The following is a 24,439-nucleotide window of genomic DNA, read 5'->3' as shown; positions in this document are numbered from 1 at the left end:
AAAAGGGGCTGTTATCATGGAGTACCAAAAGTTTGGAAATAAGTATGTGCTGCGGTTAGATAAGGGCGACGAGGTTATTGAATCAATAAAGGCCGTTTGCCGGCAAAATGCTATTAAATTGGGCACTGTTACCGGCATTGGTGCCATAAATAAAGCGGTAATTGGAATTTTTGAATCGGGCACAAAAAAATATCATTCAAAAGAGGTCACCGGCGATATGGAAATTGCCTCATTGACCGGAAATATTTCAGAAATGAACGGCGAAGTTTACCTGCATTTACATATAACCTTAACAGACAGCACCTACAAGGCCTTTGGCGGTCACTTAAATCAAGCGGTTATTAGCTGTACCGGCGAGATAGTGCTGGACGTCATTGAAGGCCAAGTAGACCGGGCCTTCAGTGAAGAAATTGGTTTAAATTTAATAAAGTTTGTGGGCTAAAGTATGGGGTGGACCGGATGTCCACCCCATATTTATATCATTGGGGCACAAACCAGCTTTTTCTATACTGGATACTTTTATAATTTGATATACTACCATATAATGTTACAATACTAATGGGGGGTGGCGGCTTGTCTAACATAGACTTTACACCGGTGCTCAAGCGTTTTGCGGTGTATGGCAAGTTGATATTTAACATATTCAGTACCATGGTACTTACCCGCAAGCAAAAGTTACTGCTGGGTGCCGGCTTGGCCTACTTGTTATCACCCATTGACTTGGTGCCCGGTTTTGTTCCGGTTTTGGGCCAGCTGGATGATATCATTGTGGCTTTAACGGTGCTGGTAAAAATATTAAAAGATATATCACCCCAGCAAAGAAACTCATACCTGGAAAAATTTGAACTCACCTTGGATATAATAGAGAGGGATTTAGCAGTATGTAAAGCAGTGGCTGCCGACCTGGCCAAAAAGGCTGCAGCCCATGTTACAAAGGTTGCGTATGCCGGCGGTAAGGCGGCCCTAAGCCTTGCTGCCAGGGGAATCTTTACGGCGGCTAAAGGGGCAGCAAAATTGGTTAATACCATTCCCTTGCATAGCGGTGAAAGATTGTCCTATAATGAAAAAAATAAATAAGCAAAGCGGAGGCAAAGATGGCGAGGGCTGAACAGGTACTAAGGCTGCGGGCACTGCCCGCGGTGGATGAAGTTTTAAATAAATCAGAAATATCACAACTGTTAAAAGAATACCCCCGTGCTGAAGTGGTTGGTGCCATTAGAAAGGTGTTGGATACTGCCCGGAATAAAATATTATCCGGGGATGGGCAGGACCTTCAATTAAAAACAATTGTCGATGATGTATTGCAGTTAGTAAATCAATGGAAGAGGCCTAATCTGCGTCCGGTGATCAATGCCACAGGGGTGGTATTGCACACTAACTTAGGCCGGGCTTTGTTAGCCGAAAGTGCCTGCCAGGCCGTAAAAACAATATCCGGTGGCTACTGCAATTTAGAAATTGATTTAAACACCGGCAAGCGGGGCTCCCGCTACAGTGCGGTGGAAGAATTGCTAATCAAACTTACCGGGGCTGAGGCGGCACTGGTGGTAAACAACAACGCATCGGCTGTTTTGCTGGCACTGGGTACCTTGGCCAGGGGAAAAGAAGTGATAGTTTCCCGGGGTCAACTGGTAGAAATTGGCGGTTCCTTTAGAATACCGGAAGTGATGGAACAAAGCGGCTGTAGGCTGGTGGAAGTGGGAACCACCAATAAAACCTATCCCCAGGACTACGAAAAAGCCATAGGTGAAGAGACAGCATTGCTGTTAAACGTACATACCAGTAACTACCGCATCGTGGGTTTTACCAAAGAGACAAGGGTGGCGGAACTGGTACATTTGGGACAACAGTACAAACTGCCTGTGATGAGTGATTTAGGCAGCGGTTTTTTAGTTAACCTGGCCAGTTTTGGCCTAACAGATGAGCCCACTGTGCAGCAAACTGTGGCCGATGGAGCCCATGTGGTTACCTTCTCCGGCGATAAGCTGCTGGGTGGTCCCCAGGCCGGTATTATTGTGGGTAAAAAAGAATACATAGATCAAATGAAGAAAAACCCATTAACCCGAGCGGTGAGAATAGACAAATTTACAGTGGCGGCCCTAGAGGCCACCCTAAGGGAGTACTTGGATCCGGAGGGTGCACTGCAAAAAATACCTACCCTGCGCATGCTTACTGAGCCGGTGGACAGTTTGCACCGGCGGGCCACAGAACTGGCCAAGACAATAGGCGATGGCCTAAAAGACCTGGCCCAAACCACCTTTGAAGAGGGCTTATCACAGGTGGGGGGTGGGGCAATGCCCACTGCCCAATTACCTACCGGTCTGGTGGCCGTTAGCCCTCGCCATGTATCGGTGGAACAGCTGACTGAGAGACTTCGCTCCGGCGATCCACCGGTGATTGGCCGGGTGCAAGGCGACCGGCTGCTGTTAGACGTGCGCACCTTGCAAGCCAATGATACCCAGCCGCTTTTACAGGCCTTAATTGAGGCCCTGCAGCCATTAAAAGGCGGTGATAAACAATGAAACATGTAATTATTGGTACTGCCGGTCATGTGGACCATGGCAAGTCCATGCTGATAAAATCATTAACCGGTATAGAAACAGATCGCCTGCGGGAAGAAAAGGAACGGGGCATTTCCATTGAATTGGGTTTTGCCTCGTTAACTTTGCCCAGCGGACGCCGGGCCGGCATAGTGGATGTACCGGGGCACGAACGTTTTATAAAAAATATGCTGGCTGGGGTTGGCGGCATAGATTTGGTACTGCTGGTTATTGCCGCCGATGAAGGGGTAATGCCCCAGACCAAGGAGCACTTTGACATTTTACAGCTGTTGCAAGTAAAAGCGGGCATAGTGGTGTTAACAAAAATTGATCTGGTGGATGCTGATTGGCTTGATTTGGTGAAAGAAGAAGTACAAGATTTTTTAGCCGGCACTACCTTTGAAAATGCCCCAATAATCCCGGTGTCTTCGGTGACAAAGGAAGGCCTACCGGAACTGATAAACACCATTGATGACCTGGTAGAAAATGTACAAGAACGGCCCACAGTGGGCCAGATCCGCCTACCCATTGACCGAGTGTTTTCAGTTACAGGCTTTGGTACAGTGGTGACAGGTACAATGATTTCCGGCAAACTGTCTGTGGGTGATGAAATTGTCATTATGCCCCCTGCTATCACTACCCGGGTGCGGGGTCTACAGGTGCACGGCAAGAAAGTGGAAAGTGCCCGGGCCGGGCAAAGGGTGGCGGTAAATCTTGCGGGGGTGGAAGTAGAACAGATAGAACGGGGTAACGTTGTTTCATCAATGGGGGCCTTAACCCCTTCCTATCGACTGGATACAAAACTACACTTGTTAAAAAGCGCAGAGAGACCCATAAGAAATCGCACCAGAACGAGATTGCACATCGGTACGGATGAGATAATGGGCCGGGTGGTATTGTTGGATCGGGAGGAATTGCAACCCGGAGAGCAAGCCTATGTGCAATTTCAACTGGAAGACAAGGTGGTGGCAGGAAAAGGGGACCGGTTTGTAATCAGAAGTTACTCACCTGTGCACACAATTGGCGGCGGCACTGTTATTGACCCCAACCCCCCAAGACACAAGCGTTTTAGACAAGAAGTAATTGCAGCCTTAATTACCAAAGAAAAGGGTAGCCCTGAAGAGCTGGTGGAGCAGTTTTTATCTGCCCAACAAGTCCCTTTAAATACAACTGAAATTTCCTCTGGGCTTAAAATGCCTGAGGCAGAAACAGAACAGGCCATCGATATTCTGGACCAAAACAATAGGGTAAAAATAATTAAAGCTGAAGGAAATAAACTGGTGCTGCTGGCCAATCGCTACCGGTACTGGTGTCAACAGATTACCGATGCTTTAACTGACTATCACAAACAATACTCCATACGGGAGGGCTTCCCCAAAGAAGAATTGCGCTCCCGAATGTTTTCCGGGCAAAGCACAAAAGTATTTCAGTCTGTGCTGCAAACCATGCAGCAGGACGGCATCATTGAGCTCAATCCCCAAACGGTGGCCCTGCCGAATTTCACCGGGCAACCCACCGGTAAAGACGCCCGGTATGTTGCTAAAATAGAAGAATTATTAAAGAGTAAAGGCTTTCAACCCCCTGTTTGGAAAGAAGTAGTTAAACAATTGGAATTAAAGCAAGGGGATGCCCAGGAATACTTAGCCTATCTAATGCGGGTGGAAAGGGTACACAAAATTACCGATGATATGTACTGGCACGCTGAAACAGTAAATGCAGCCAAAAATAAAATAATTGGTTTTTTAAGGGAAAACAAAACCATTTCCGTTGGAGAAACCAGAGATCTATTACAAACCTCGAGAAAGTACGCCCTTCCAATACTGGAATATTTTGATCAGCAAAGAATTACCCGCCGGGTGGAGGACAACCGGGTACTGAGCGTTAAGGCAAAACTTTAGGCCTGACAGACCAAATGGTAGCAAGACATCTTAGGGGGCTAACAACATGGTAACCACAGAAACATTCAAGCGCGGAATAACCAAAGGAATAGGCACCACCTGGGAATTGGTTAAGGTGGTGGTGCCGGTTTATATATTTGTGACCTTTTTAAGCCATACACCCTTGTTTGATTGGTTGGCCGGGGTCTGCCAACCTTTTATGCATTACCTTGGGCTTCCCGGAGAAGCATCTTTAGCCATAATTATGGGTTATTTCCTAAACATTTACGCAGCCATTGGGGTGATGGTGTCCCTTTCACTGACCCATAAACAAATAACCATTCTGGCGGTGATGCTGCTAATTTGCCACAGTATATTTGTAGAAACAGCCATATGCAAGCGTACCGGTGTAAACGGAACACCTATTGTTATTATTAGACTTGTTCTTTCTATATTAAGTGCGGTGGTGTTAAATTTTGCCCTTTAAATTTTTTGGCAAGGGGCCTTAACTACATTTGGATTAACGGCTATTCACTGCCGGTAGGTCTTGTAAGGAGGATAAGCTTTGGATTTTACGGCCTTTATTAATGATGCTTTTCAGGGAAGTCTGGAGCAGGTTTGGATAATGGCAGCCATAATCATTCCCCTGATGTTATTCTTAGAAATTATCAAGGACCTAAATTTACTTGATAAGGTTAGTTCACTGCTTAATCCGTTAACCAAACTATATAAAATGTCCAATAGATCAAGCGTTCCTTTGATGGCAGGCTTAGTTATTGGCATTAGTTATGGTGCCGGTATTATTTTAGAAGCTGCCAAAAGCGGCGACCTTGATTTTCGCGATTTATATTTAATTAATGTTTTTTTGGCAGTATGTCATTCTTTGTTTGAAGATACGGCACTTTTTATGGTGCTGGGTGCCAACTGGATTATACTGGTGGTACCCCGATTAATAGTGGCCCTGGTGGTTACGCTAATGTTTAGCCGCTGGAAGAGGTTGATAGCTGTTAACGGCAGCATAGCAAATATTAATAAGGCAGGTAGTCACTATGGTTGAAACAATACAAATTAGGGTGGGGGACGGTAAACATAGGGTAAGCCTTATGGCCACCTTGACCGATGACGGTGTGGCTGTGCAAATTTTCGGCGGCGAAAAACCCCATGTGGGAGCGGTGGTAATGACTTTACCCCGTCCCAGTTTGGCCCAAAAGGATGTGGTTTCTTGCAATTCCTTTGTGCTGCCGCGAATAAACCACAAAGAAGATGATTTGGCCCGCCTTATGGCAGAAAAAATTGCCAAACAATGGAATGAGGCGGTGGTGGTGGTGGCCGGGCTGCATATAGATAAGGCCACTGCCGAAGATATTAATAAATTGGTTGCCAATACCGAAAAGGCAGTGGAACAGTTAATAAGAAAGAGAAATACATAAGACCGCCCTTTAAACCCAATAATAAAACCAGCACTTAATGCGGTGGTGATCTATGTGGATTATACCTGCCTGCTTTGCAATCAATTGGAGGCCGTCACTGAAAGCTGCCCAAACTGCGGTGAAATTATGGAAAATCTTGGCTTGCTGCAGGATTTTTATGATCCCTACAGTCCCTATCTGGATCAAGAAATATACCAAGACAATTACCTGCAAAACGATGACGACCATTGTGTGCATTTACTGGCTTGCGGTAAATGTGGTTATGAAAAATTTTCTGCATACCGACGGCAATGGGAAAAAACTACCATAGTATAAATAAGGCACCGGAACATACTAATACAGGGGTGATATAAAATGCGCCGCAATATGACCGGTGGCGAAAGAATGCTGAGTATTATCGGTGGTTTAGCTTTTACCGGATTAGGCATGTCCGAAAGGTTGCGCAACTCCACCATGGGCAAGACAATGACAGTTCTAGGAGCAAAAACCACTGTTGTCGGTATTATCGGCTATGATCCGCTGTTGGATTTATTGGATAATTAAAAAATGGCAATTTATGGGGAAAACTCAAATTATACCCGGTGTAAATGCTTCTACATTGGGTACAATATTAACGGAGGTGATAAATTGTCAAAAGAACAAATCAATAAAAGCTGTTCCGACGGCGGATGTGGCAGCCTTGAAAATGAAAATTCCTTAAAATCTAATGTACCCGGTGACTGCCCCGTTTCTTGTGAGGAAAATTCAGAACAATCTTCTGAAAGTAGCGGCAGCGGATGCCCCGGCGGTAGGGGCTGTTAAATTGATATAAAAAATAACCCGGGAATCCGGGTTATTTTTTATATTACACTGACCTTACTTGCCTGGGGGCCGCGCAGTCCCTCTGTCACTTCGAACTCCACAAGATCTCCTTGATTCAGGGTTTTAAAACCTTCCCCGTCAATTGCAGAGAAATGAACAAAGACATCCCCGCCTTCGTTGCTTTCAATAAAGCCATAGCCTTTACTGGCGCTAAACCACTTTACTTTTCCTTGCATTTTTTTCCTCCCGAGGGTAAAATATAAACTACAACATAAATCTTCTTTATTATGCCCAAAAAGCTGTTATTTTAATGCATACCCTGTTAATTTTTGGCGCATGTTAATGTATACCAATTAAAAAGGAGGAGAAGATTTGAGTAAGAAAACCATTGACAATTTAAAAGCGGCATATGCCGGAGAAAGCCAAGCAAGAAACAACTATACTTTTTGGGCCGGCGTTGCCCGTAAAGAAGGCTGGCTGGAAGTAGCAGAATACTTTGAAGAAACTGCTGCCAATGAAAAAGAACATGCCGAGCAAATATTAAAACTGCTGAACGGAATTAATGGCACTGAGAAAAACCTGCAGGCCGCCGTAGAAAATGAATCCTTTGAATATGAAGATATGTATGTAGAATTTGAAAAGGTGGCCCGGGAAGAGGGAGAAGAAGAGGCAGCGGAATTATTTAAGGCCTTGCAAAAGGTGGAAAAACACCACGCTGAACGGTTTGCCCAGCTGCTGGAGTTATTAAAACAAGGAAAACTCTTATACAAAGATCAACCTGTAAAGTGGAAATGTAGAGAATGCGGCTACATTTATGAAGGCAACGAACCGCCGGAAGAATGTCCGCTGTGCAAACACCCGAAAAAATACTACAGACCCTTGGTGGAATAAAGAAGAAGGGGCTTTTTAGGCCCCTTCTTTTTGATTCTTTTTTTAAAAGGTATAAAATGATAACCCTACAATACCGGGGCCACCGTGATTACCCACCACCGGCCCCAATTCGCTTACCAGGATTTCCTCGCATTTAACGTTTTGCCGAACTTTTTCCAACAAATCTTCCAGTCCCTGGGGATTGCCGGCGTGGGCCACTATACAGCGGCACCTTCTGCATTCTGTTTGCTCTTTTACCAGCTCAACCATTCTGTTTACGGCTTTATTACGACCCCGCAGTCTTTCCACCGGCTGCACTTCACCTTCATAGACCGCCAAGATAGGCTTTATATTTAACAGTGAGCCCATATAAGCAGTGGCTTGCCCGATGCGGCCACCCTTGGCCAGGTACTCCAAGGTGTCCACCACAAAATATATCTTCATTTTCGGCAAGACGTAATTAATTAATTCCAGTACTTCATCCACCGATTTTCCTTCCTCTGCTGCCCGGGCAGCGGTGAGCACCAATAAGCCCAGACCAACACTTACCGATCTCGAATCAATAATATGGATATCGGCTTCCGGCAGCATAGATTTTGCCAGTTTTGCCGCCTGGATGGTGCCACTCATGTCTCCGGAAATGTGGATAGATATAATACTGTGCCCCTCTTCTGCCAATTCTTTATATGTATCAAAAAAGTCCATAGGAGGCGGCTGTGAAGTTGATACCGGTATATCACTATTCTTTTGTAAAAGGTCGTAAAATTCACCGGGTGATATTTCTACCCGGTCTTTAAATAATTTCTCTCCAAACCTTACCGTGAGAGGTACCATTGCAATTTTATGCTGATCCAGCAACTCTTGGGGCAGATCAGCGGTACTGTCTGTTACAATTTTAACTGCCAAAATGAACACCTCAAATATTTTTTTTTTCGCCTGCCAAATACTTAAATATTCTACATTAGAGAAAAATACCCTTTTAAAATAACACTTTTTCGTAATAACAGGATATTGGCAACGGTTGTAGAATATACCAGGTTAAGTATAATTAGGAGGTCCATTATGAGAAAGATTTTTTTACTTTTTATAATAGCCTGTATGCTGTCAATGGCAGGTCCCTTGGCGGCGGCTGCAGAAGAACTTACCCCGGGGGATTTGATGGCCTTGCTGCCCCAAGGGGAGCCCAGTGATCAATTAACTAGGGCAGAATATGCGGTAATGCTCAGTAATGCCGCCGGCTTCAGCGCAATGGAAGCAAGGTCACCCGGTAATAATACTGCCGATGCATGGTATGCAGAGGACCTTAACAAGCTGCTGAGCTATGGGATAATCCAAGGATATACCGATGGGACGGTACGGCCCGATCAAACCATCAGCCGAGTGGAAGCAGTGGTAATGCTAAGTAGGGTGTTGGGCTTGCCCCTTCTTCCGGCAGATAATATCAAGGTGCCGGGCCTGGAAAAACACCCCTGGGCGGCTGGGCCCTACACCTGGTGTGTAAAGGAAGGCTTTCTCTCTCAAACAGCCAACCCTTCCGGTATTATCACCAGGCAAGAGGGTGACAGGCTGCTGGTGGGAGCCTTTGCCACCAACAATCGGGGCAGGGAAATTAACCAAAAATCTCAACAGATGATTAAAGATGCAGCCACCATGCGCATATCCGGTAAAATGAATATGATTATGGAACTAATGCCGGAAATGGCCCAACAGGTGGCAGGCAGCAAAAATAATTACCTCAGTTTTGATACCCTTATGGATACTAAATTTAACAGCAACCAAGGCCTGTATCAATCAATATCTACCAGCATGCCCCAATTGGGTGACTTAACAATACCTGCAATTAATACGGAGCAGTACTATAACCATGAGGGTATGTATATGAGAATCTTTGATGCAGCCACTGGGCAGTCGGAGTGGATTAAGTACCCATCGGATATGGTGCCGGACTTTAGCACCGTCAACCGCAACCGTAATCCCATTGTCAGTGCAGAACTGGATGAAATTTTTTATTACCGGGTACTGGATGATGTGCGGATAAAGGGTAAAGATTGCTACCAGGTGGCCTTTTACGGCCGCATAAACAATTTTAGTCAACTAATGAAAATGTTAGCCCAGGACCTGCCGGAAGTATTTAATAATGAGCTGTTTAGGGCAAATCAGTCATTGGTTGATTCCATGTCCTTCATGGGTGTATCGGCAATAGATAAAGAAAGCTACCTGCCCGTCAGGGTGAATACCCAGGCATTAATCACCTACAATCAAAAGCTTTTGGGTGAAAAGCTGCCCTTTAGGGCCCTGAGGACAAACTATGAATTTAACTACAGTGATTTCAATGAACCAATAAACATTAAATTACCGGAAGAAGTGTTAGAAGCAAAAGAATTAACATTTAATTAACAAAGAGGCGTTGACAGGCTCTGCCAGCCCTGTTAATATGATATTGTCGAAAAGATAATAAGCACGTATATACTTGAGAATATGGCTCAAGAGTCTCTACCGGGCAACCGTAAATTGCCTGACTACGTGGGAAAATGTACCGGTATACTGCCGGTGCAAGTCGGTTAGCTACTTAACCGGCTACACCTAAGGGTATTAGCTTATAAGCCCAAGCGGTGGATTTCGCACGCTAGATGTGAACCAAGCCGCTTGGGCTTTTAATATTTACTTATAAACAAAGGGCCCATAATTTAACAAATAAAAAATATAATTAAATGAGGGGGAGGAAAATGCTAAAAAAAGCAAGACTGACGCTGGTACTGGCACTGGTACTGGCCGTGGCCATGCTGGCCACAGCCTGTGGCGGCAATGATGAACCGGCCACAGGTGCAGGCGATGATGAAGAAGAAAGAATGAAGGTTGGGTTTATTTATGTAAGCCCCACCGGCGACTATGGTTGGACCTATGCCCATGAAAAAGCCAGACAATATATAGAGGCACAACTGGACTGGGTTGACGCAATTTATATTGAAGACGTGGCAGAGGGTCCTGCCAGTGAAGCAGAAATGCAGCGCTTGGTTAATGAGGGTGCAAAAATCATCTTTACCACCAGCTTTGGTTACATGGACAGCACCATCGCTGTTGCTGAAAGAAATCCCGATGTGGTGTTTATGCACTGCTCAGGAGACAAAACAGCTGACAATGCCGGCAATTACTTTGGACGGATTTACCAGCCCCGTTATTTGAGCGGTATTGCTGCAGGCTTACAAACTGAAACTAACACCATCGGTTATGTGGCAGCTTTCCCAATTCCTGAAGTGGTGCGCGGCATTAACGCCTTTACCCTGGGTGTTCGTTCCGTAAACCCGGATGCCGTGGTAAAAGTTATTTGGACTAATACCTGGTATGATCCTGTGAAAGAAAAGAATGCCGCAAAGGTACTCTTGGACGATGGTGCTGACATAATTGCCATGCACCAAGACACCCCCGGTCCTATGCAGGCTGCAGCAGAAGCCGGTAAATATGGTGTTGGCTACAACAGTGACATGAGCGTTATGGTTCCCGATACCGTATTAACCTCACCGGTTTGGAACTGGGGTCCATATTATGTGGAAGTTATTAAGTCAGTAAAAGAAGGCACCTGGAAACCGGAAGCTTACTGGGGCGGCTTAGAGTCAGGCGTTGTTGATCTGGCACCCTTTGGTCCCATGGTAAGCGATGAAGTAAAAGAGCTTGTGGAAGAAAAGAAAGAACTGATCTTAAGCGGTGAGTGGGATGTGTTCCACGGACCCATATACGACCAAGACGGCAATGAAAGGGTTGCCGAAGGTGAAAAACTCACCGACGAAGAAATGTTGAGCATCGATTGGTTTGTAGAAGGCGTAATAGGTACCATAAACTAATACAAGGGGTCGCTGGCAGAACTGTCTGTCAGCGCCCATTTATGTTATAAGGGGCGGTAATTTTTATGAGTAACAATGCATTAATAGAAATGGTGAACATCACCAAAAAATTTCCCGGTGTGTTAGCCAATGACAGAGTAAATTTTACGGTAAAAGAAGGGGAAATACATGCCCTGCTGGGCGAAAACGGATCCGGTAAGAGTACGCTGATGTCTATTCTTTCCGGCTTTTATCGTCCGGATGAGGGTGAAATATTTATTTCAGGACAAAGGCAGGTTTTTAAGAACCCAAGGGATGCCATTGCCGCTGGCATCGGAATGGTTCACCAACACTTTAAACAGGTGGATATCTTTACTGTGGCCGAAAATGTAGTGTTGGGCTCCAAGGAACTGGGCCTTATCCTGCGCACCAAAGATGTGGAAAAGAGGCTAACACAACTATCCGAGAGCTATGGTTTGGGCGTGGATCCCACTGCTAAAATATGGCAGCTCTCTGTGGGGGAAAGACAGCGGGTAGAAATTGCAAAAATGCTTTACCGGGGCTCTAAAATATTGGTTTTAGATGAACCCACCGCAGTGCTCACTCCCCAAGAGGTGCAGGAATTGTTTACTTCGCTGCGGCAGATGGCAGCACGGGGCCATGGTGTGGTGATTATCACTCACAAAATGCATGAAGTAATGGATATTGCCGACCGTGTAACGGTGCTCCGCAGGGGAAAATCGGTGGCTACCTTATCCCGCAGTGAGGTAACGGCCAAGGAGTTGGCCCGGTTAATGGTGGGTCATGACTTTATTAGCACTGCCAAACGCCAAGAAAAAATAATCGGCAAACCAATGCTTGAAATGTCTGGGGTTAATGCCGCTGCCCAGGGCCACCGGCCGGGCTTGCATGACATATCATTAACCATTGGCGCCGGTGAAATAATGGCCATTGCCGGTATTGCCGGTAACGGCCGCCGTGAACTGGCTGAGGTCTTGGTGGGCTTGCGCAACATAACAAGCGGCAGCATAGTTTTAGACGGAAAAAACATAGCCAACCAGACTTCCAGACAAGCCATTAATAATGCCATCAGTTACGTGCCTGAAGACCGCCTGGGAACGGGATTGGTGCCGGCCTTGGGTGCGCTGGATAATTTAATCTTAAAGAACTACCGCAGCCCCGGCATAAGCAAAGGGTTATTCATTAACTTAAAAAAAGCGGTGGCCTATAGCAAAAAGATGATTGAAGACTTTGAAGTAAAACTCACCACCCTAGATGCCCCGGTGCGTCTCTTGTCCGGAGGTAATCAGCAGCGACTGCTGCTGGCCCGGGAGTTATCCGCTGAGCCAAAGCTGGTGGTGGCAGTTTTTCCCGCCAGGGGACTGGATATTGCTGCCACAGAGGCGGTGCATCGCCTACTGCTGGAACAGGCTTCCAGAGGAACGGCAGTACTGTTGATTTCAGAGGATTTAGAGGAAATATTTAAACTGGCAGACCGGGTGGGTGTACTTTATAAGGGCGAATTAATGGGTGTTGTGCCTGTAAAAGAAACTACCCCGGAAGAAATAGGCCTAATGATGTTAGGTTCTAAAAAATCGGAGGTTAAAGCTTCATGAACTCACCGTTGACATTTGAAAAAAGGGCTGATGCTTCGCCGGCGGGCAACATATTGGTGCCGCTATTTTCGGTGGTACTGGCTTTGCTTACCGGAGCGGTGTTTTTGTGGTTGTCCGGACATGACCCTGCCCGGGCGTATATGACAATGTTTAAGGGGGCCTTTGGCTCCGGCTATGGCATTTCGGAAACAATTGTAAAATCAATACCGCTTATGCTGTGTGCACTGGGGGTTGCCATTGCTTTTAAAATGAAGCTGTGGAACATCGGTGCCGAGGGACAACTGGTAATGGGTGCCGTTGGTGCCACATGGGTGGCCTTGAATTTTCCGGATTATCCGGCCTTGGTACTGATACCTGCCATGTTCATCATGGGTACACTGTGCGGCGGCATATGGGGTATGCTGCCGGCAATTCCCCGGGCATACCTGGGTGTAAACGAGATTATAACAACCTTAATGCTAAACTATGTGGCTATCCTATGGATGGAGTACCTGGTATACGGCCCCTGGAGGGATCCCCAAGGATTTAACTTTCCGCTGACGGCGGCCTTTGCAGATGCGGCCAGGCTGCCCACCTTTGGGGACAGCCGTGTCCATGCCGGATTGCTTATTGCCGTTGTGCTGGCGGTTATAATATACTATGGCATGAAACATACCCGCTGGGGTTATGAAGTTAAGGTTATCGGTGAAAGTGAAACCGCCGCCCGTTATGCGGGTATGAGTATTAGTAAAAATATTATTTTAGTGATGATGGTAAGTGGGGCCATAGCAGGTATAGCCGGCATGGCCGAAGTATCTGGCCTTATGCACCGTTTACAGGATAGTATCAGTGTGGGTTATGGCTACACCGCCATAATTATAGCCTGGCTGTCGCATTTGCACCCCGGTGCCATTATAGCGGTTTCAATACTCTTTGGTGGCTTAGAAGCCGGAGGTTACAGTTTACAAACCACCGGTATTCCTGCAGCCATTGTATCTATGTTGCAGGGCTTGATCTTGTTCTTTGTATTGGGTGGACAAATCTTAACCCGTTATCGCATCGTATTTAATAGCAAGAAGGTGGGGGGTAACTGATGGAAACGACAACAATTATTACCATTTGTACTGCTGCAATTACAGCCGGTACCCCGCTTTTATTCGCCGCCCTGGGGGAGATTTTTACCGAGCGTTCGGGTATAATCAACCTGGGTGTTGAAGGTATGATGTTAGTTGGTGCGGTAACAGGTTTTATGGTAGCCTTTTTAACGGCCAACCCTTGGCTTGGGGTGATGGCGGCCATGTTTGCCGGTGGCCTCTTGGCCTTAATTCATGCCGCCCTGACAGTAACCCTAAGGGCCAACCAGGTGGTGACCGGGTTAGCGCTGACCATTTTTGGTACAGGATTATCCGGTTATTTAGGCAAGGCATATATTGGGCAGCCTTTAGTATCCAGCTTTAAGTCAGTAAAAATTGCTTTTTTATCAGATATTCCAATTGTGGGGCCGATATTTTTTAACCATGATCCGCTGGTGTATCTAAGTTTTATTTTAGTTCCCCTTGCCTGGTATTATATTTACCGCACCAGAATGGGCTTAAACTTGCGGGCTGTGGGTGAAAACCCCGGTTCTGCCGATTCGCTGGGCGTCAGTGTTTCCTTCACCCGCTATTTATACACTGTGGTGGGCGGTATGCTGGCAGGGGTTGGCGGGGCCTATCTATCCCTTGCCTATGCACCCTCGTGGATGGAAAACATGACCGCCGGCCGGGGATGGATAGCGGTGGCATTGGTGATCTTTGCCGCTTGGAACCCCCTCTATGCAATGTTGGGTGCATATATGTTTGGCGGTATAGATGCACTTGGCTTTAGAATGCAATTGATGGATGTGCAGGTATCTGCATATTTTCTGAGTATGCTCCCTTATCTTTGTACCATCCTGGTACTGATTATTGCCACCCGCAGGTCTCAAACCGGTGGGGTGGGTGCCCCTAGGGCCCTGGGAGTATACTATGATCGGGAAGAACGATGACTAAACTAAACATAATTTGAAAGTGGGTATCTTAAAATGCAGTTGCTCAAGGACAGAATACTGACAGAGGGAAAAATAATATCTGATCATATATTAAAAATAGACTCATTTCTCAACCACCAATTGGATCCGCATTTTATCAAAGCCATTGGTGATGAGTTTGCCCGCCTTTACGCAGACCAAGGGGTGACTAAAATCCTCACTGTGGAGGCCTCCGGCATTGCTGTGGGTTTAATGACCGGCATAGCACTCAATGTGCCGGTGCTTTTCGCCAAGAAAAAACATGCCGCCACAATAGATCACCGCTATTTTAGCTCTTCGGTGTATTCCTATACCAAAAAAGAAGCGGTTGAAATATTTGTTTCTAAATCTTACTTGAAACCTGAAGACCGGGTATTAATAGTGGATGACTTTTTAGCCCGGGGAGAGGCCTTGCGGGGCATGCATAGTATTGTAAAACAAGCAAAGGCCACCCTGGTGGGTGTGGGCATTGTGGTGGAAAAAGCATTTCAGGGCGGCGGTAAAGAACTGCGGGCCCAAGGTATACGCATTGAGTCACTGGCCAGGGTAGCCAGCTTAAAAGACGGCAAAGTGGAGTTTATATAAATATTAAAACACAGGCTTTTTGGCCTGTGTTTTAATATTTATGGAACTAAATAAACATTTTTTTCGTCTATTTAGTATACGGAGGTGCCATGTAAGATGAAAAGGTATTTGGCTGCTTTGGTAATTGGAGGTCTTTTAATTGTGATGCCTGCGGTGGGTAGCACTGCCCAGCAAACCGGAGGCGGGGTGGAACAGAAATTACCGGCGGTGGAAGAGGTAAAAAAACCGCTGCAGCACAGTGTTGAATTTACAACTTCTTTAGAGGAGATTACCAAGGGCACAGTAAAAAATATTACCAGGGATCAGTTAGCCAATGCCGTAATTAATAAATTAGAAAGCAAGGGCATTATCTTAAATGAAATAACGAACCGGCAGTATACCAATTTAGAACTCTTGTACCGCTTGGGTATGATGCCAAGCGACTGGGATACTGAACAACTGGATGCCCCGGTGGCCAAAGAGGAAATAGATTATCTTGTTGAAAGGTTGGCAGCAACGGAAGAAACTGAATCCGGCACTAAAAATATTCATGGTGTTAGCTATAACTTAATACCGCAAAGGGACAGTGCTTATATGCTGGAAATGACGTGGGGAAGCAAACCTTCCAGTGGTTATGTTATTGAAATAAAAGATGTGGTGGTAAACCAAGGTAGCCTATATGTAACCTATACCACCCGGGAGCCCCAAGCCGGCTCAGCCTATCTCACTGTGATTACTCACCCGCGCGACGCCAAGCTTATAGAAACTAACCGGCAAATTGAACAGGTAATTACAATATTGGTTGATTAAGAACAACAACAGCCGTAATAAATTGCGGCTGTTGTTACTTCTTATAACACCGGCGAAATGAAAGCAATTAAGCAGGAATTTTATGTGTGGTGGCGAATAGGCATAGAAGATAAGAAGGAGGTGGTTGGCCTTGGAAAAAGAAATTATTTTTCCGGAATTTATTGGCGAATCTGACGAGGCATTGGTATTAGTGCTACCCACCTTAAAGGAAGATTTATCTGACCTGTTTGAAATGTTTCATGCAGGGGAAGAAATTGATTACTGGTTTAGTTGGGAACTGGTTATGGTAAACTCCGACGAGTTTATGGTGGTGCTAGACATTGATTGGGAAGAGGGAGCAGGCATATTGGTAGGTTTTACCCCCGAAATGTGGGAGTTTTTCCGACATGTAACTTCAAAGCAGCACTTGGTACTAATGTGTGATTGGGAGTTGGTGACCAAAGGCTTGTCTGCCGGTATGAACGACAAGGGAGAGTTTAAACCCTTTGCTTTACTGATTCGGGATGTCAACCGAGGATTATGGAATTTATTAGAACAGGTGGAAGAACTGGAAATTGATGAACATCAAAAAGAAACAGTGGACTACCTGATAAATGTATTAAGCAACCTCACTCAACCAAAACTAATGCTTCATTAAAAGTACATAAGAACAAGGGGCGCAATTTACCATTGCGCCCCTTTGCTGTTATTGGGTTCTATATACCTTGTCTGCTTTAATTTGACTTGAGTTTTTGTGTACGAAGGTCTTACAGCAGGTTTGCATGCAGTTTTCTGCCGGTGTGGGAGCAATTTGTTGGGCCAGGGATGCGTCAACATAGTCCGGCTGTTGGGCACCAAAATCGTCGCTTACCACAACAATTTCATTGGCCATGCATTTGTTGCCATTTTGCCAGTAGTGGCAGTTGTTGACGGAACAGTGAATGTGTTGTTGTGCCAATAAAGTCACCTCCCATTTTGTTAAATATATTATGGGCAAAAAATTTTTCATTAATTCTGTAAATTTTTGATGGGACATGTAAGTTAAATGATTTTTTTGTCGAAGTAATCATGTGTGGAGGGATAAATATGGAAAAAAAACCGGCGGGCATTTTAGGTGCCTTACTTAATGTAAGCCTACGAATTAAGTTCTTGGGCTTAATTGTGGCGGCAGTGTTGGTGCTGATAGTTATTAACTCCGGCACTGCGTATTTAAGTTTTCAAAACGAGGTAGAAAATGTTAATGGGACCTTAAAAAACAGTGCATCTGTTAACAGTGCAATGCTGGATCAAATGATTGCCAGACACGAGAACACTCTTTTTGTAATTGCAAATACCGACACCCTGCAAAATGAAGACAGTGAGGTGGCCCTGGACTATTTAAAAAGGGAATTGCAGCAGCAGCTTACCCAGCCGGGGAACATGTTTGATAACTTTGGCATAATAGAACCGGACGGCATGGCAATAAATACCGATGACAACCCGGTGAATTTGGGTGATCGGGCTTATTTTAAGGAAGTCGTAGCCGGCAGTAACTTTGCTGTTTCTGAGCCGCTGATTTCCAATGTTACCGGCACTGCGGCAGTGGTGATAGCCGCTCCGGTGAAAAGTGACGGACAGTTAAAAAGTGTCTTGTACAGTCGGCTAAATTTAGATAGCATGGCCCAGTTAGTGATGGATATGAAATATGGGGAAAATGGGAGAGCTTATCTCATGGACAGCAATGGGGTAGTGATTGCCCATCCTGATCAAAGGTTGCTTTTGGAAAACATTACTGAGCCAGGGGAATTAGTGGACGATGAACTGGCTGAAGTTGTCAGGGAGATGTTAGCCCAAAAAAGCGGACAGCTAGAATATCAGTTTCAGGATACAAACTCTATAATTAGCTACCAGGATATGTCCACCACCGGCTGGCTGCTGGCTGTGGTGGCAGATAGGGATGAAGTTTTTGCAGCGACCGACGCCATGAACCGAAGGTCCATTATAGCCATTGCTTTAACATCCCTGGCACTGCTGGCAGTGGGGTGGTTATTAACTGAAAAAGCGGTTAGGCCCATCAATGCCCTGGTGGGTGCCGCCGGCAATGTGGCTAAAGGGGAATTAGATCAAGAGATTAAGGCGAACAGTGGAGATGAAATAGGGGTGTTGGCAGCTGCCTTTGAAGATATGCGTAAAAGCCTGAAAGAGCTGATGACCAGCATTGCCCTGGCCGGAGATCGGGTGACCGATACCTCCCGCTCCCTGTCAGCCCAGGCAGCACAAACTTCTTCTGCAGCCACAGCCAATGCTTCCACTGTGACTGAAGTTTCTGCCACAGTGGACAACATGGCAGAAAACATCCGTGCAGTGTCCGGCGAGTTAACCGAAGCCAGCCGGCAGGCGGAGCAGGGACAGGAACAGATTATTATGGTGCTGGAAAGCATGCAAAGTATTGAGCAATCGTCAAACAATGTGGCTCAAACGGTGGAGCAGTTAAACAGGGAAGTGGCCAATGTCGGTCAACTGGTGGATGCTATCAACGGCATAGCTGAGCAGACTAACCTGCTGGCCCTTAATGCTGCCATAGAAGCGGCCAGGGCAGGGGAATCCGGCCGCGGCTTTGCGGTGGTGGCCGATGAAGTACGCAAGCTTGCTGAAGAATCGGCCCGCTCGGCGGGGGAAATTAACCATATTATTAATCAGGTACAACTTCAATCTGCCCAGGCTGTCCATGCCATGGACGCAGGTAAGGATGAGGTGTCCAAGGGCCGCAAGGTTGTAAATGATGTGAGCAGCTCCCTGCAATCCATTATGGAATTGGTACAGGCCTTGAACATCCGGGCCAGCGATGTGGCTGCGGCCGCAGAGCAAGTATCCGCTGCGGTACAAAATGTGGCTGCCACCACCGAAGAACAAACGGCTGCCATGGAAGAGGTTGCCGCTTCGGCTGAAGATTTAAATAAGACAGCGGAGGATTTGGAAGCCATTACAACTAAATACAAAAAATAATACCTTTACCCGGACTGCTAACATGTGGTCCGGGTGTTATATTATAATAGATATTACTATAGCAAACCTTCACCTGGCTTGTCTTAATCTATCTAAAAGGTGGTATGTTATGAATAAAGTTATTTGTGGCCCGGTGGCCGGCGGTAAAACCACAAGGCTCAAGAAACACTATACACAACTGCTGGCCCAAGGGATAAAGTCAGATAACATTTTAGTGTTATTGCGTTCTGCCGCCGATGTATCCCAGTGGCGCAAATCACTGCAGGCAGCCGCCTGTGGCACCCTGCATATATATACTTATTTTGGCTTTGTGCAAAACCAAATCAAGAAGTATTGGCCGCTGGTGACGAAAAAAATGCCCACTGCCGGCCAAGACCTGCAGCCAGTATTTATGACGGTGGAGTCTGCTCACTATTTGATGGGGCTATTGGTGGAAGAGGCCCGTCAGCAAGGCATGTTTGCTGAAGTTAAATCCACTTCCGAACACCTGGCCCTGCAGCTAATTGACAACTTAAACCAGGCAGCGGTAAATAATATTTCATTGGAAGAGGCGGGCCGGCGCTTAATACAGCTGGGTGCCGCAAGTCACAGCCAAGAAAAGGCAACTGCCCTTGCTGAAGGGGTAACGGTGATGGAAAAATTTCGCAAGCAGTGCCTGGCCACCCTTACCTTGGACTACTCCTTGATGATCGAATTATTTAACCGGATACTGATGCAAGATAAGATTTACTTAGAACACTTAGCCGGCCAGTGGCAGTATCTCTTGGTGGATGACATAGAAGAAACGGTCTTTGCTGCCCAAGGGCTGATAAGGCAGTTGATGGACACCTGCAAGGGCAGTACATTTGCCTACAACCCCCAGGGCGGCCACACCGTGTTTTTCGGTGCCTATCCCGAGGGGGTAATAAGACAGATATTGCCCCGCTGTGAAAAAGAAGAGCTGGGGGTGGACCGGGCAGGTGACCGCTTTGGCCAATATCTGGCCGGTTTAATTGCCGGCCAAAAAGGACCCATAGAAAATGCCGCCATGCTGGCCGGCCATATCAGCACCGGCAGCCGGGGGGAAATGCTGGAAGAGGTGGCTGCCAGGGTGGAAAGACTGGTGGTTGACGGAACAAACCCGGGGGACCTAGCCCTTGTAGCCCCCATGGTGGATAAGGTAATGGAGTTTATATTAACTAACAAACTGCAAGAAAAGGGCATTGCCATTGCCAATGTCAGCCGGGGTAAAAAACTACTGGATCAACCCTTTGCCCAGGCAATGGTAACACTGGCCCTATTGTGCAACCCCCAGTGGGAAAGGCAAATTAACTTTTCCGGCCTGGTGCAGACCCTATCCTTGGTACTGGGCATTGACCCGGTGCGGGCAGGTATTTTAGCCGAGGAAATTTTTAAAAATGAACTGGTACTGCCGGATATAGACAATTTAAAGCTCCTTGAACGGGTGGGCTTTGACAATGCAGAGCGCTACCGTCAGCTGCAGGGGTGGGTAGAAGAGCGAAGGCAGGCCGGACCGGATATAGAGCTGCTCTTTCAACAGGCCTTTGCGGAACTCTTGTCGCCCTTGTTGCAGGCTGAAGAGGACCTATTGGCCTGCCGCCAAGTAATTGACTCTGCGGTAAAACTGCGCCGGGTTTTGGCCAGCTACCGCCCCGGCGGCGAAGAGACCTTGGGCTACAGCTTTATTGATATGGTGCAAAGGGGTACGCTGGCAGCGGATGTGCTTTACCGTCCCCCGGTTAACACCGACAAGGTAATTCTGACTACGCCGCTAAACTTGATATTAAATCCCCATGTGGCACCGGTTAAATATCAAATTTGGCTGGATGTGGGCAGCCGGGGCTGGCTGACCGGCATGGCCAAAGAGCTGGCTAACCCCTGGGTGCTGTCCAGGCGGTGGAAAGAGGGCCTGCTGTGGGATGATGCCACCGACCAAGAGGTGAGGGAAGCAAAACTAAGGCTGCTGGTCCAAGGACTGCTGGGAAAGTGCAGCCAGGGTATTTACACCGCCCATAGTCACCTAAGCAGCCAAGGCTGGGAACAGGAAAGTATACTGGTGGATGTTATTGAAACCGTGCAGCAGGGGGGTGGCAGTCAGTGATTAATTTAAGACCGGGCCAGCGGGAAGTGGCAGCCTACCGGGGCGGGAAAATGGCAGTGCCTGCGGTGCCGGGGGCCGGAAAAACCACGGTGCTGGCCTATTTGGCGGCGGACTTAATAGAAAAGCAGGCAACGGGCGGGGGTAAAATTCTCATAGTCACTGTGATGAATTCGGCGGTGGCCAACTTTCGCAGCCGCATCGGTGACTTTTTAGAGGACCGGGGACTGCCCCGTTCTAAAGGCTACGATGTTAAGACGCTGCACTCCTTGGCGATGACCATTTTAAAGGAAAAACCGGAGTTTTTACTGATCAACCAAAACTTTCAAATAATAGATGAAGGCAGCCAGCAAAAATTGCTGGCCCAACTGACCCAAGACTGGATGTCCAATAACCGTAAACTGTGGATGGAGCCAATCAATATACCCAGCCATGATAAATGGTACCACCGGGCACTGGAAAGCTGGGAACAGCGGGATTTACCCGCAATTATTAAGGATGCGGTGAGCTTTATTAAAGCTGCGGGTCTAAACACAGAGCAAATTAAAGAAATGCGGGCCCGGCTGGATGACAGCTCATACCTGGCCTGGGCATTGGACATATATCGGCAATACACCAGGGAACTAAACAAGAACGGTCTGCTGGACTTTGATGATTTAATAGTGCAGGCACTTCGCCTGTTAAAAGAGGAAGCCCAGGTGTTAGAACGCCTGCAAAAGCGCTGGACGCTTTTCTTTGAAGACGAGGCCCAGGATTCTTCACCCCTGCAGGAGGAAATTCTACTCTTGTTATCTGCCCACAGCGGAAACTTGGTACGGGTGGGCGATTCCAACCAGGCAATTCTGGGAACTTTTACTGCCGCAGAGCCGGAGATTTTTCGCAACTACTGCGCCCGGCCGGATGTGGTAAAGCAGGAAATATTGTATTCCAGTCGCAGTACCACCCAGATAATTAACCTGGCCAACGGGCTGGTGGACTGGGTAAACGAAAGCCACCCCCAAAAGGAGTGCCGCAGCGCACTGGAGCCCCAGCATATTCGGCCGGTGGATGACAGGGACCGATTTCCTAATCCAAAAACCAATGGCTACACCATACACATCAAGGGTTTTTCCAACCAAGAGCAAGAAACTGAACGGGTGGCCCGGCTAGCCGCTGAACATGTGCGGCAAAATCCGGAGAACACCGTGGCAGTGCTGGTGCCCACCCGGCGGATGCAAGAGAAGTACGCAGAACAATTTCACCTATTGAATGCACCCTTTGAGGAAGTGGGCCAAATTACCAATAAGCAGAAAAAAACAGTGGCGGATGTAAAGGAAGTGCTGACTTACCTGGCAAAACCCCATCACACCGGTAATTTGATAAGGGTGATGAAAAATATTTTTGTATCAGACCTAAATGATGATGCCCAGGTGATACTGGGAGGCCTGTTTGAGAAATATTCTCCGGAGCAGGTGCTCTACCCGGTGGGTGAAGCCCTGCCCTGGTTAGAAATGCCCGAAGAGTTTTCAGACCCGGAAGTTTATGGCAGGTTTGTGCAGGGAATTAATAAACTACAGCAGTGGTTAGATGCCAGTGTGAAAATGCCCCCCGATGAACTGGTGCTGTTTTTGGCTGAGGATATGAACTTAGAATTGGAACAGTTGGGCATAGCCCATAACCTGGCACTGCTAATACGCCAAAAGCTGCATCAATACCCCCATTGGCACCTGGTGGATATTGCTCAAGAATTGCCCGCCATGGAGAGTTCAGTGCGGACCTATTTAAAAGCGGTGAATGATCAGCAGGGTTTTGAGCCCAGCCCGGGGGTGATATCCCTTATTACCACCCATAAATCCAAGGGATTAGAATGGGATACCGTCTACCTCACCGGGGTTACCGCCGGTGAATACCCCAGCACTGTTAAGGACAAATTTAGAAGCGATATGTGGTACCTAAAGGAAGACAAAAACAGCCCCATGGCCAGGATTAAGGCAGAGCTCAAGGCCCACACCGGGAAGACCGCAACAAACCCCATCAGGCAGTTTAAAATTGATGAAATAAGCGAGCGTTTAAGACTGCTCTATGTGGCCATCACCAGGGTAAAAAAGAATTTACTGCTCACCTATTACGACAATTACTTCAGGAAAAAAATTGGGCCCAGTGAAGCGCTGATTGCACTGAGGAATATTATGGCAAGGGAGCGTGCCGCCAATGACAAAACATGATATCAAAGACTTATATTTTAGTCAGTTGGCACTGGGTGCCTTTGACAGTTGCTACTTAAAGTTTCGCCGCCGGTATATTGACGGTCTTTATTGGCCGGGAAACTGGGTTACCAAGGAAGAGTATCGGGAAGCCATAGAACTGGGCCAGCTTTTTCACCTCTTGGCCCAACGCTATTACAGCGGCCTGCCGGTGGGAGAGGGCCAAGGGGAAGAGGCACAGAGGGTGATCCGGTGGATCCGGGCCATGGCTGACTTTTGCCCCAGGGATAATAGCGGCATCTACCTGCCGGAACAAGAACTGCGCATTAACCGGGAGGGACTGCGGCTGGTGGCCAAATACGATTTGTTGAAAATATTACCCGACGGCAGGGCAGTGATTTACGACTGGAAGACCAACGACCGCCCACTAAAAGAGGCTTATCTGGCCCATCACATTCAAACAATACTGTACCGCTACCTGCTGGTAAGGGCAGGGGGCATATATACTCCCATAGGGCAGTTAAAGCCGGAGGATGTTTCCATGGTGTACTGGAATCCAAGGTATCCAAACCAACCGGTGTCACTGGCCTACAACGAAAAAAAATATCAAAGTGACGAAAAAAATATTAGGCAAAAGATTAAGGATATTGAAAGCAGAAGCTATGCAGAATTTTACGCCACCAGCAATGTAAAGAACTGTGCTCACTGTGAATATTCACCGCTCTGCCACGGGCAGCCAATGATTGAGCCCCCGGAGGGCGAAGAAGATGAATTGGAACTGGCATGGGATGAAATAGAAGAATATACCTTTTAACATTATTACATTACACAAGGGCGTAAAAGGA

25 protein-coding genes, 1 pseudogene and 1 riboswitch are annotated in these 24,439 nt (G+C 46.9%); of the genes and pseudogenes, 23 read left to right on the top strand and 3 right to left on the bottom strand.

Annotation, left to right across the window (positions count from 1 at the left end):
- Nucleotides 1–16 precede the first annotated feature (16 nt).
- The 10 genes and pseudogenes from BR02_RS0107570 to BR02_RS15425 all read left to right on the top strand — a co-directional run bounded on the left by BR02_RS0107570 (nucleotide 17) and on the right by BR02_RS15425 (nucleotide 6,645).
- Complete coding sequence (locus BR02_RS0107570; RefSeq protein WP_031515789.1) at nucleotides 17–442, top strand: PPC domain-containing DNA-binding protein; 426 nt, start codon at nucleotides 17–19, stop codon at nucleotides 440–442.
- 116 nt (nucleotides 443–558) lie between these two features.
- Nucleotides 559–795, top strand: a pseudogene (locus BR02_RS16095) (DUF1232 domain-containing protein); the annotation flags it as partial.
- Nucleotides 796–1,094: 299 nt separating this feature from the next.
- Entirely contained in the window at nucleotides 1,095–2,519 is a 1,425-nt protein-coding gene (selA, locus tag BR02_RS0107560) for an L-seryl-tRNA(Sec) selenium transferase (RefSeq protein WP_031515787.1), read from the top strand.
- Nucleotides 2,516–4,435, top strand: coding sequence for a selenocysteine-specific translation elongation factor (gene selB / locus BR02_RS0107555; protein ID WP_031515786.1), 1,920 nt, complete (start codon nucleotides 2,516–2,518; stop codon nucleotides 4,433–4,435). The genes selA and selB overlap by 4 nt, the downstream gene beginning before the upstream one ends.
- A 46-nt stretch (nucleotides 4,436–4,481) precedes the next feature.
- Nucleotides 4,482–4,901 carry a nucleoside recognition domain-containing protein gene (locus tag BR02_RS0107550; protein ID WP_031515785.1) on the top strand — a complete coding sequence of 140 codons (420 nt, stop codon included), beginning with the start codon at nucleotides 4,482–4,484 and terminating at the stop codon, nucleotides 4,899–4,901.
- 78 nt (nucleotides 4,902–4,979) lie between these two features.
- On the top strand, nucleotides 4,980–5,471 hold the full coding sequence (locus BR02_RS0107545) for a nucleoside recognition domain-containing protein (protein ID WP_031515784.1): 492 nt from the start codon (nucleotides 4,980–4,982) through the stop codon (nucleotides 5,469–5,471).
- Nucleotides 5,464–5,844, top strand: a complete 381-nt coding sequence (gene lpdD / locus BR02_RS0107540; RefSeq protein WP_031515783.1) for a prenylated flavin chaperone LpdD — start codon at nucleotides 5,464–5,466, stop codon at nucleotides 5,842–5,844. The genes BR02_RS0107545 and lpdD overlap by 8 nt, the downstream gene beginning before the upstream one ends.
- 54 nt (nucleotides 5,845–5,898) lie before the next feature.
- Entirely contained in the window at nucleotides 5,899–6,159 is a 261-nt protein-coding gene (locus BR02_RS0107535; RefSeq protein ID WP_031515781.1) for a hypothetical protein, read from the top strand.
- A 39-nt stretch (nucleotides 6,160–6,198) separates the two neighbouring features.
- On the top strand, nucleotides 6,199–6,387 hold the full coding sequence (locus tag BR02_RS0107530; protein WP_031515779.1) for a DUF2892 domain-containing protein: 189 nt from the start codon (nucleotides 6,199–6,201) through the stop codon (nucleotides 6,385–6,387).
- 84 nt (nucleotides 6,388–6,471) lie between these two features.
- On the top strand, nucleotides 6,472–6,645 hold the full coding sequence (locus BR02_RS15425) for a hypothetical protein (protein ID WP_157834940.1): 174 nt from the start codon (nucleotides 6,472–6,474) through the stop codon (nucleotides 6,643–6,645).
- 38 nt (nucleotides 6,646–6,683) lie between these two features.
- On the opposite strand, the gene BR02_RS0107520 is transcribed toward BR02_RS15425, so the two are convergent.
- Complete coding sequence (locus tag BR02_RS0107520; RefSeq protein ID WP_031515777.1) at nucleotides 6,684–6,881, bottom strand: cold-shock protein; 198 nt, start codon at nucleotides 6,879–6,881, stop codon at nucleotides 6,684–6,686.
- Between the two features lie 136 nt (nucleotides 6,882–7,017).
- Here BR02_RS0107520 and BR02_RS0107515 point away from each other — a divergent pair, with 136 nt between their 5' ends.
- Nucleotides 7,018–7,536 (top strand): rubrerythrin family protein, encoded by a 519-nt coding sequence (locus BR02_RS0107515; protein WP_031515775.1) that lies wholly within the window; start codon nucleotides 7,018–7,020, stop codon nucleotides 7,534–7,536.
- A gap of 42 nt (nucleotides 7,537–7,578) precedes the next feature.
- Here the strand turns inward: BR02_RS0107515 and BR02_RS0107510 are convergent, their stop codons facing one another.
- A complete protein-coding gene (locus BR02_RS0107510; protein ID WP_238442425.1) occupies nucleotides 7,579–8,430 on the bottom strand; it encodes a DegV family protein in 852 nt (283 codons plus the stop codon).
- A 147-nt stretch (nucleotides 8,431–8,577) separates the two neighbouring features.
- Here BR02_RS0107510 and BR02_RS0107505 point away from each other — a divergent pair, with 147 nt between their 5' ends.
- From BR02_RS0107505 to BR02_RS0107470, 8 genes are all read left to right on the top strand, one after another.
- Nucleotides 8,578–9,912, top strand: coding sequence for an S-layer homology domain-containing protein (locus tag BR02_RS0107505; protein ID WP_031515771.1), 1,335 nt, complete (start codon nucleotides 8,578–8,580; stop codon nucleotides 9,910–9,912).
- Nucleotides 9,913–9,955: 43 nt separating this feature from the next.
- Nucleotides 9,956–10,057, top strand: a riboswitch (purine riboswitch).
- A 184-nt stretch (nucleotides 10,058–10,241) separates the two neighbouring features.
- A complete protein-coding gene (locus BR02_RS0107500) occupies nucleotides 10,242–11,354 on the top strand; it encodes a BMP family ABC transporter substrate-binding protein (protein ID WP_031515769.1) in 1,113 nt (370 codons plus the stop codon).
- Nucleotides 11,355–11,419: 65 nt separating this feature from the next.
- A complete protein-coding gene (locus tag BR02_RS0107495) occupies nucleotides 11,420–12,949 on the top strand; it encodes an ABC transporter ATP-binding protein (RefSeq protein ID WP_031515767.1) in 1,530 nt (509 codons plus the stop codon).
- 8 nt (nucleotides 12,950–12,957) lie between these two features.
- A complete protein-coding gene (locus BR02_RS0107490) occupies nucleotides 12,958–14,022 on the top strand; it encodes an ABC transporter permease (protein WP_420795385.1) in 1,065 nt (354 codons plus the stop codon).
- Nucleotides 14,022–14,954, top strand: coding sequence for an ABC transporter permease (locus tag BR02_RS0107485; protein ID WP_031515763.1), 933 nt, complete (start codon nucleotides 14,022–14,024; stop codon nucleotides 14,952–14,954). Before BR02_RS0107490 ends, BR02_RS0107485 begins: the two co-directional genes overlap by 1 nt.
- A gap of 36 nt (nucleotides 14,955–14,990) precedes the next feature.
- Nucleotides 14,991–15,560 (top strand): xanthine phosphoribosyltransferase, encoded by a 570-nt coding sequence (locus BR02_RS0107480; RefSeq protein ID WP_031515761.1) that lies wholly within the window; start codon nucleotides 14,991–14,993, stop codon nucleotides 15,558–15,560.
- Nucleotides 15,561–15,656: 96 nt separating this feature from the next.
- Complete coding sequence (locus tag BR02_RS0107475; protein WP_031515760.1) at nucleotides 15,657–16,349, top strand: protease complex subunit PrcB family protein; 693 nt, start codon at nucleotides 15,657–15,659, stop codon at nucleotides 16,347–16,349.
- A 130-nt stretch (nucleotides 16,350–16,479) separates the two neighbouring features.
- A complete protein-coding gene (locus tag BR02_RS0107470; protein WP_051688194.1) occupies nucleotides 16,480–16,986 on the top strand; it encodes a hypothetical protein in 507 nt (168 codons plus the stop codon).
- A 48-nt stretch (nucleotides 16,987–17,034) separates the two neighbouring features.
- Here the strand turns inward: BR02_RS0107470 and BR02_RS0107465 are convergent, their stop codons facing one another.
- Entirely contained in the window at nucleotides 17,035–17,286 is a 252-nt protein-coding gene (locus tag BR02_RS0107465) for a DUF1540 domain-containing protein (RefSeq protein ID WP_031515756.1), read from the bottom strand.
- A 128-nt stretch (nucleotides 17,287–17,414) separates the two neighbouring features.
- Between BR02_RS0107465 and BR02_RS14780 the strand changes: the two genes are divergently transcribed.
- The 4 genes from BR02_RS14780 (at nucleotide 17,415) to BR02_RS0107445 (ending at nucleotide 24,408) form a co-directional block, all read left to right on the top strand.
- Nucleotides 17,415–19,313, top strand: coding sequence for a methyl-accepting chemotaxis protein (locus BR02_RS14780; RefSeq protein ID WP_051688193.1), 1,899 nt, complete (start codon nucleotides 17,415–17,417; stop codon nucleotides 19,311–19,313).
- Nucleotides 19,314–19,422: 109 nt separating this feature from the next.
- Nucleotides 19,423–21,414: a UvrD-helicase domain-containing protein gene (locus BR02_RS0107455; RefSeq protein WP_031515753.1), complete on the top strand. Its 1,992-nt coding sequence runs from the start codon at nucleotides 19,423–19,425 to the stop codon at nucleotides 21,412–21,414.
- Nucleotides 21,411–23,615 carry an ATP-dependent helicase gene (locus BR02_RS0107450; protein WP_051688192.1) on the top strand — a complete coding sequence of 735 codons (2,205 nt, stop codon included), beginning with the start codon at nucleotides 21,411–21,413 and terminating at the stop codon, nucleotides 23,613–23,615. Before BR02_RS0107455 ends, BR02_RS0107450 begins: the two co-directional genes overlap by 4 nt.
- Nucleotides 23,602–24,408, top strand: a complete 807-nt coding sequence (locus BR02_RS0107445; protein ID WP_031515749.1) for a PD-(D/E)XK nuclease family protein — start codon at nucleotides 23,602–23,604, stop codon at nucleotides 24,406–24,408. Before BR02_RS0107450 ends, BR02_RS0107445 begins: the two co-directional genes overlap by 14 nt.
- The last annotated feature ends 31 nt before the right edge of the window (nucleotides 24,409–24,439 follow it).

The organism is Desulfofalx alkaliphila DSM 12257, assembly GCF_000711975.1.
GTDB classification, from domain to species: domain Bacteria; phylum Bacillota; class Desulfotomaculia; order Desulfotomaculales; family Desulfohalotomaculaceae; genus Desulfofalx; species Desulfofalx alkaliphila.
This window is presented reverse-complemented; position numbering and strand designations above follow the sequence as displayed.

Coding starts and splice junctions, on each gene's coding strand:
- BR02_RS14780 (WP_051688193.1), top strand. CDS start 17,415: ATGGAAAAAAAACCGGCGGGCATTTTAGGTGCCTTACTTAATGTAAGC.
- selB (WP_031515786.1), top strand. CDS start 2,516: ATGAAACATGTAATTATTGGTACTGCCGGTCATGTGGACCATGGCAAG.
- BR02_RS0107455 (WP_031515753.1), top strand. CDS start 19,423: ATGAATAAAGTTATTTGTGGCCCGGTGGCCGGCGGTAAAACCACAAGG.
- BR02_RS0107520 (WP_031515777.1), bottom strand. CDS start 6,881: ATGCAAGGAAAAGTAAAGTGGTTTAGCGCCAGTAAAGGCTATGGCTTT.
- BR02_RS0107445 (WP_031515749.1), top strand. CDS start 23,602: ATGACAAAACATGATATCAAAGACTTATATTTTAGTCAGTTGGCACTG.
- BR02_RS0107500 (WP_031515769.1), top strand. CDS start 10,242: ATGCTAAAAAAAGCAAGACTGACGCTGGTACTGGCACTGGTACTGGCC.
- BR02_RS0107485 (WP_031515763.1), top strand. CDS start 14,022: ATGGAAACGACAACAATTATTACCATTTGTACTGCTGCAATTACAGCC.
- BR02_RS0107480 (WP_031515761.1), top strand. CDS start 14,991: ATGCAGTTGCTCAAGGACAGAATACTGACAGAGGGAAAAATAATATCT.
- BR02_RS0107550 (WP_031515785.1), top strand. CDS start 4,482: ATGGTAACCACAGAAACATTCAAGCGCGGAATAACCAAAGGAATAGGC.
- lpdD (WP_031515783.1), top strand. CDS start 5,464: ATGGTTGAAACAATACAAATTAGGGTGGGGGACGGTAAACATAGGGTA.
- selA (WP_031515787.1), top strand. CDS start 1,095: ATGGCGAGGGCTGAACAGGTACTAAGGCTGCGGGCACTGCCCGCGGTG.
- BR02_RS0107530 (WP_031515779.1), top strand. CDS start 6,199: ATGCGCCGCAATATGACCGGTGGCGAAAGAATGCTGAGTATTATCGGT.
- BR02_RS0107495 (WP_031515767.1), top strand. CDS start 11,420: ATGAGTAACAATGCATTAATAGAAATGGTGAACATCACCAAAAAATTT.
- BR02_RS0107570 (WP_031515789.1), top strand. CDS start 17: ATGGAGTACCAAAAGTTTGGAAATAAGTATGTGCTGCGGTTAGATAAG.
- BR02_RS0107505 (WP_031515771.1), top strand. CDS start 8,578: ATGAGAAAGATTTTTTTACTTTTTATAATAGCCTGTATGCTGTCAATG.
- BR02_RS0107475 (WP_031515760.1), top strand. CDS start 15,657: ATGAAAAGGTATTTGGCTGCTTTGGTAATTGGAGGTCTTTTAATTGTG.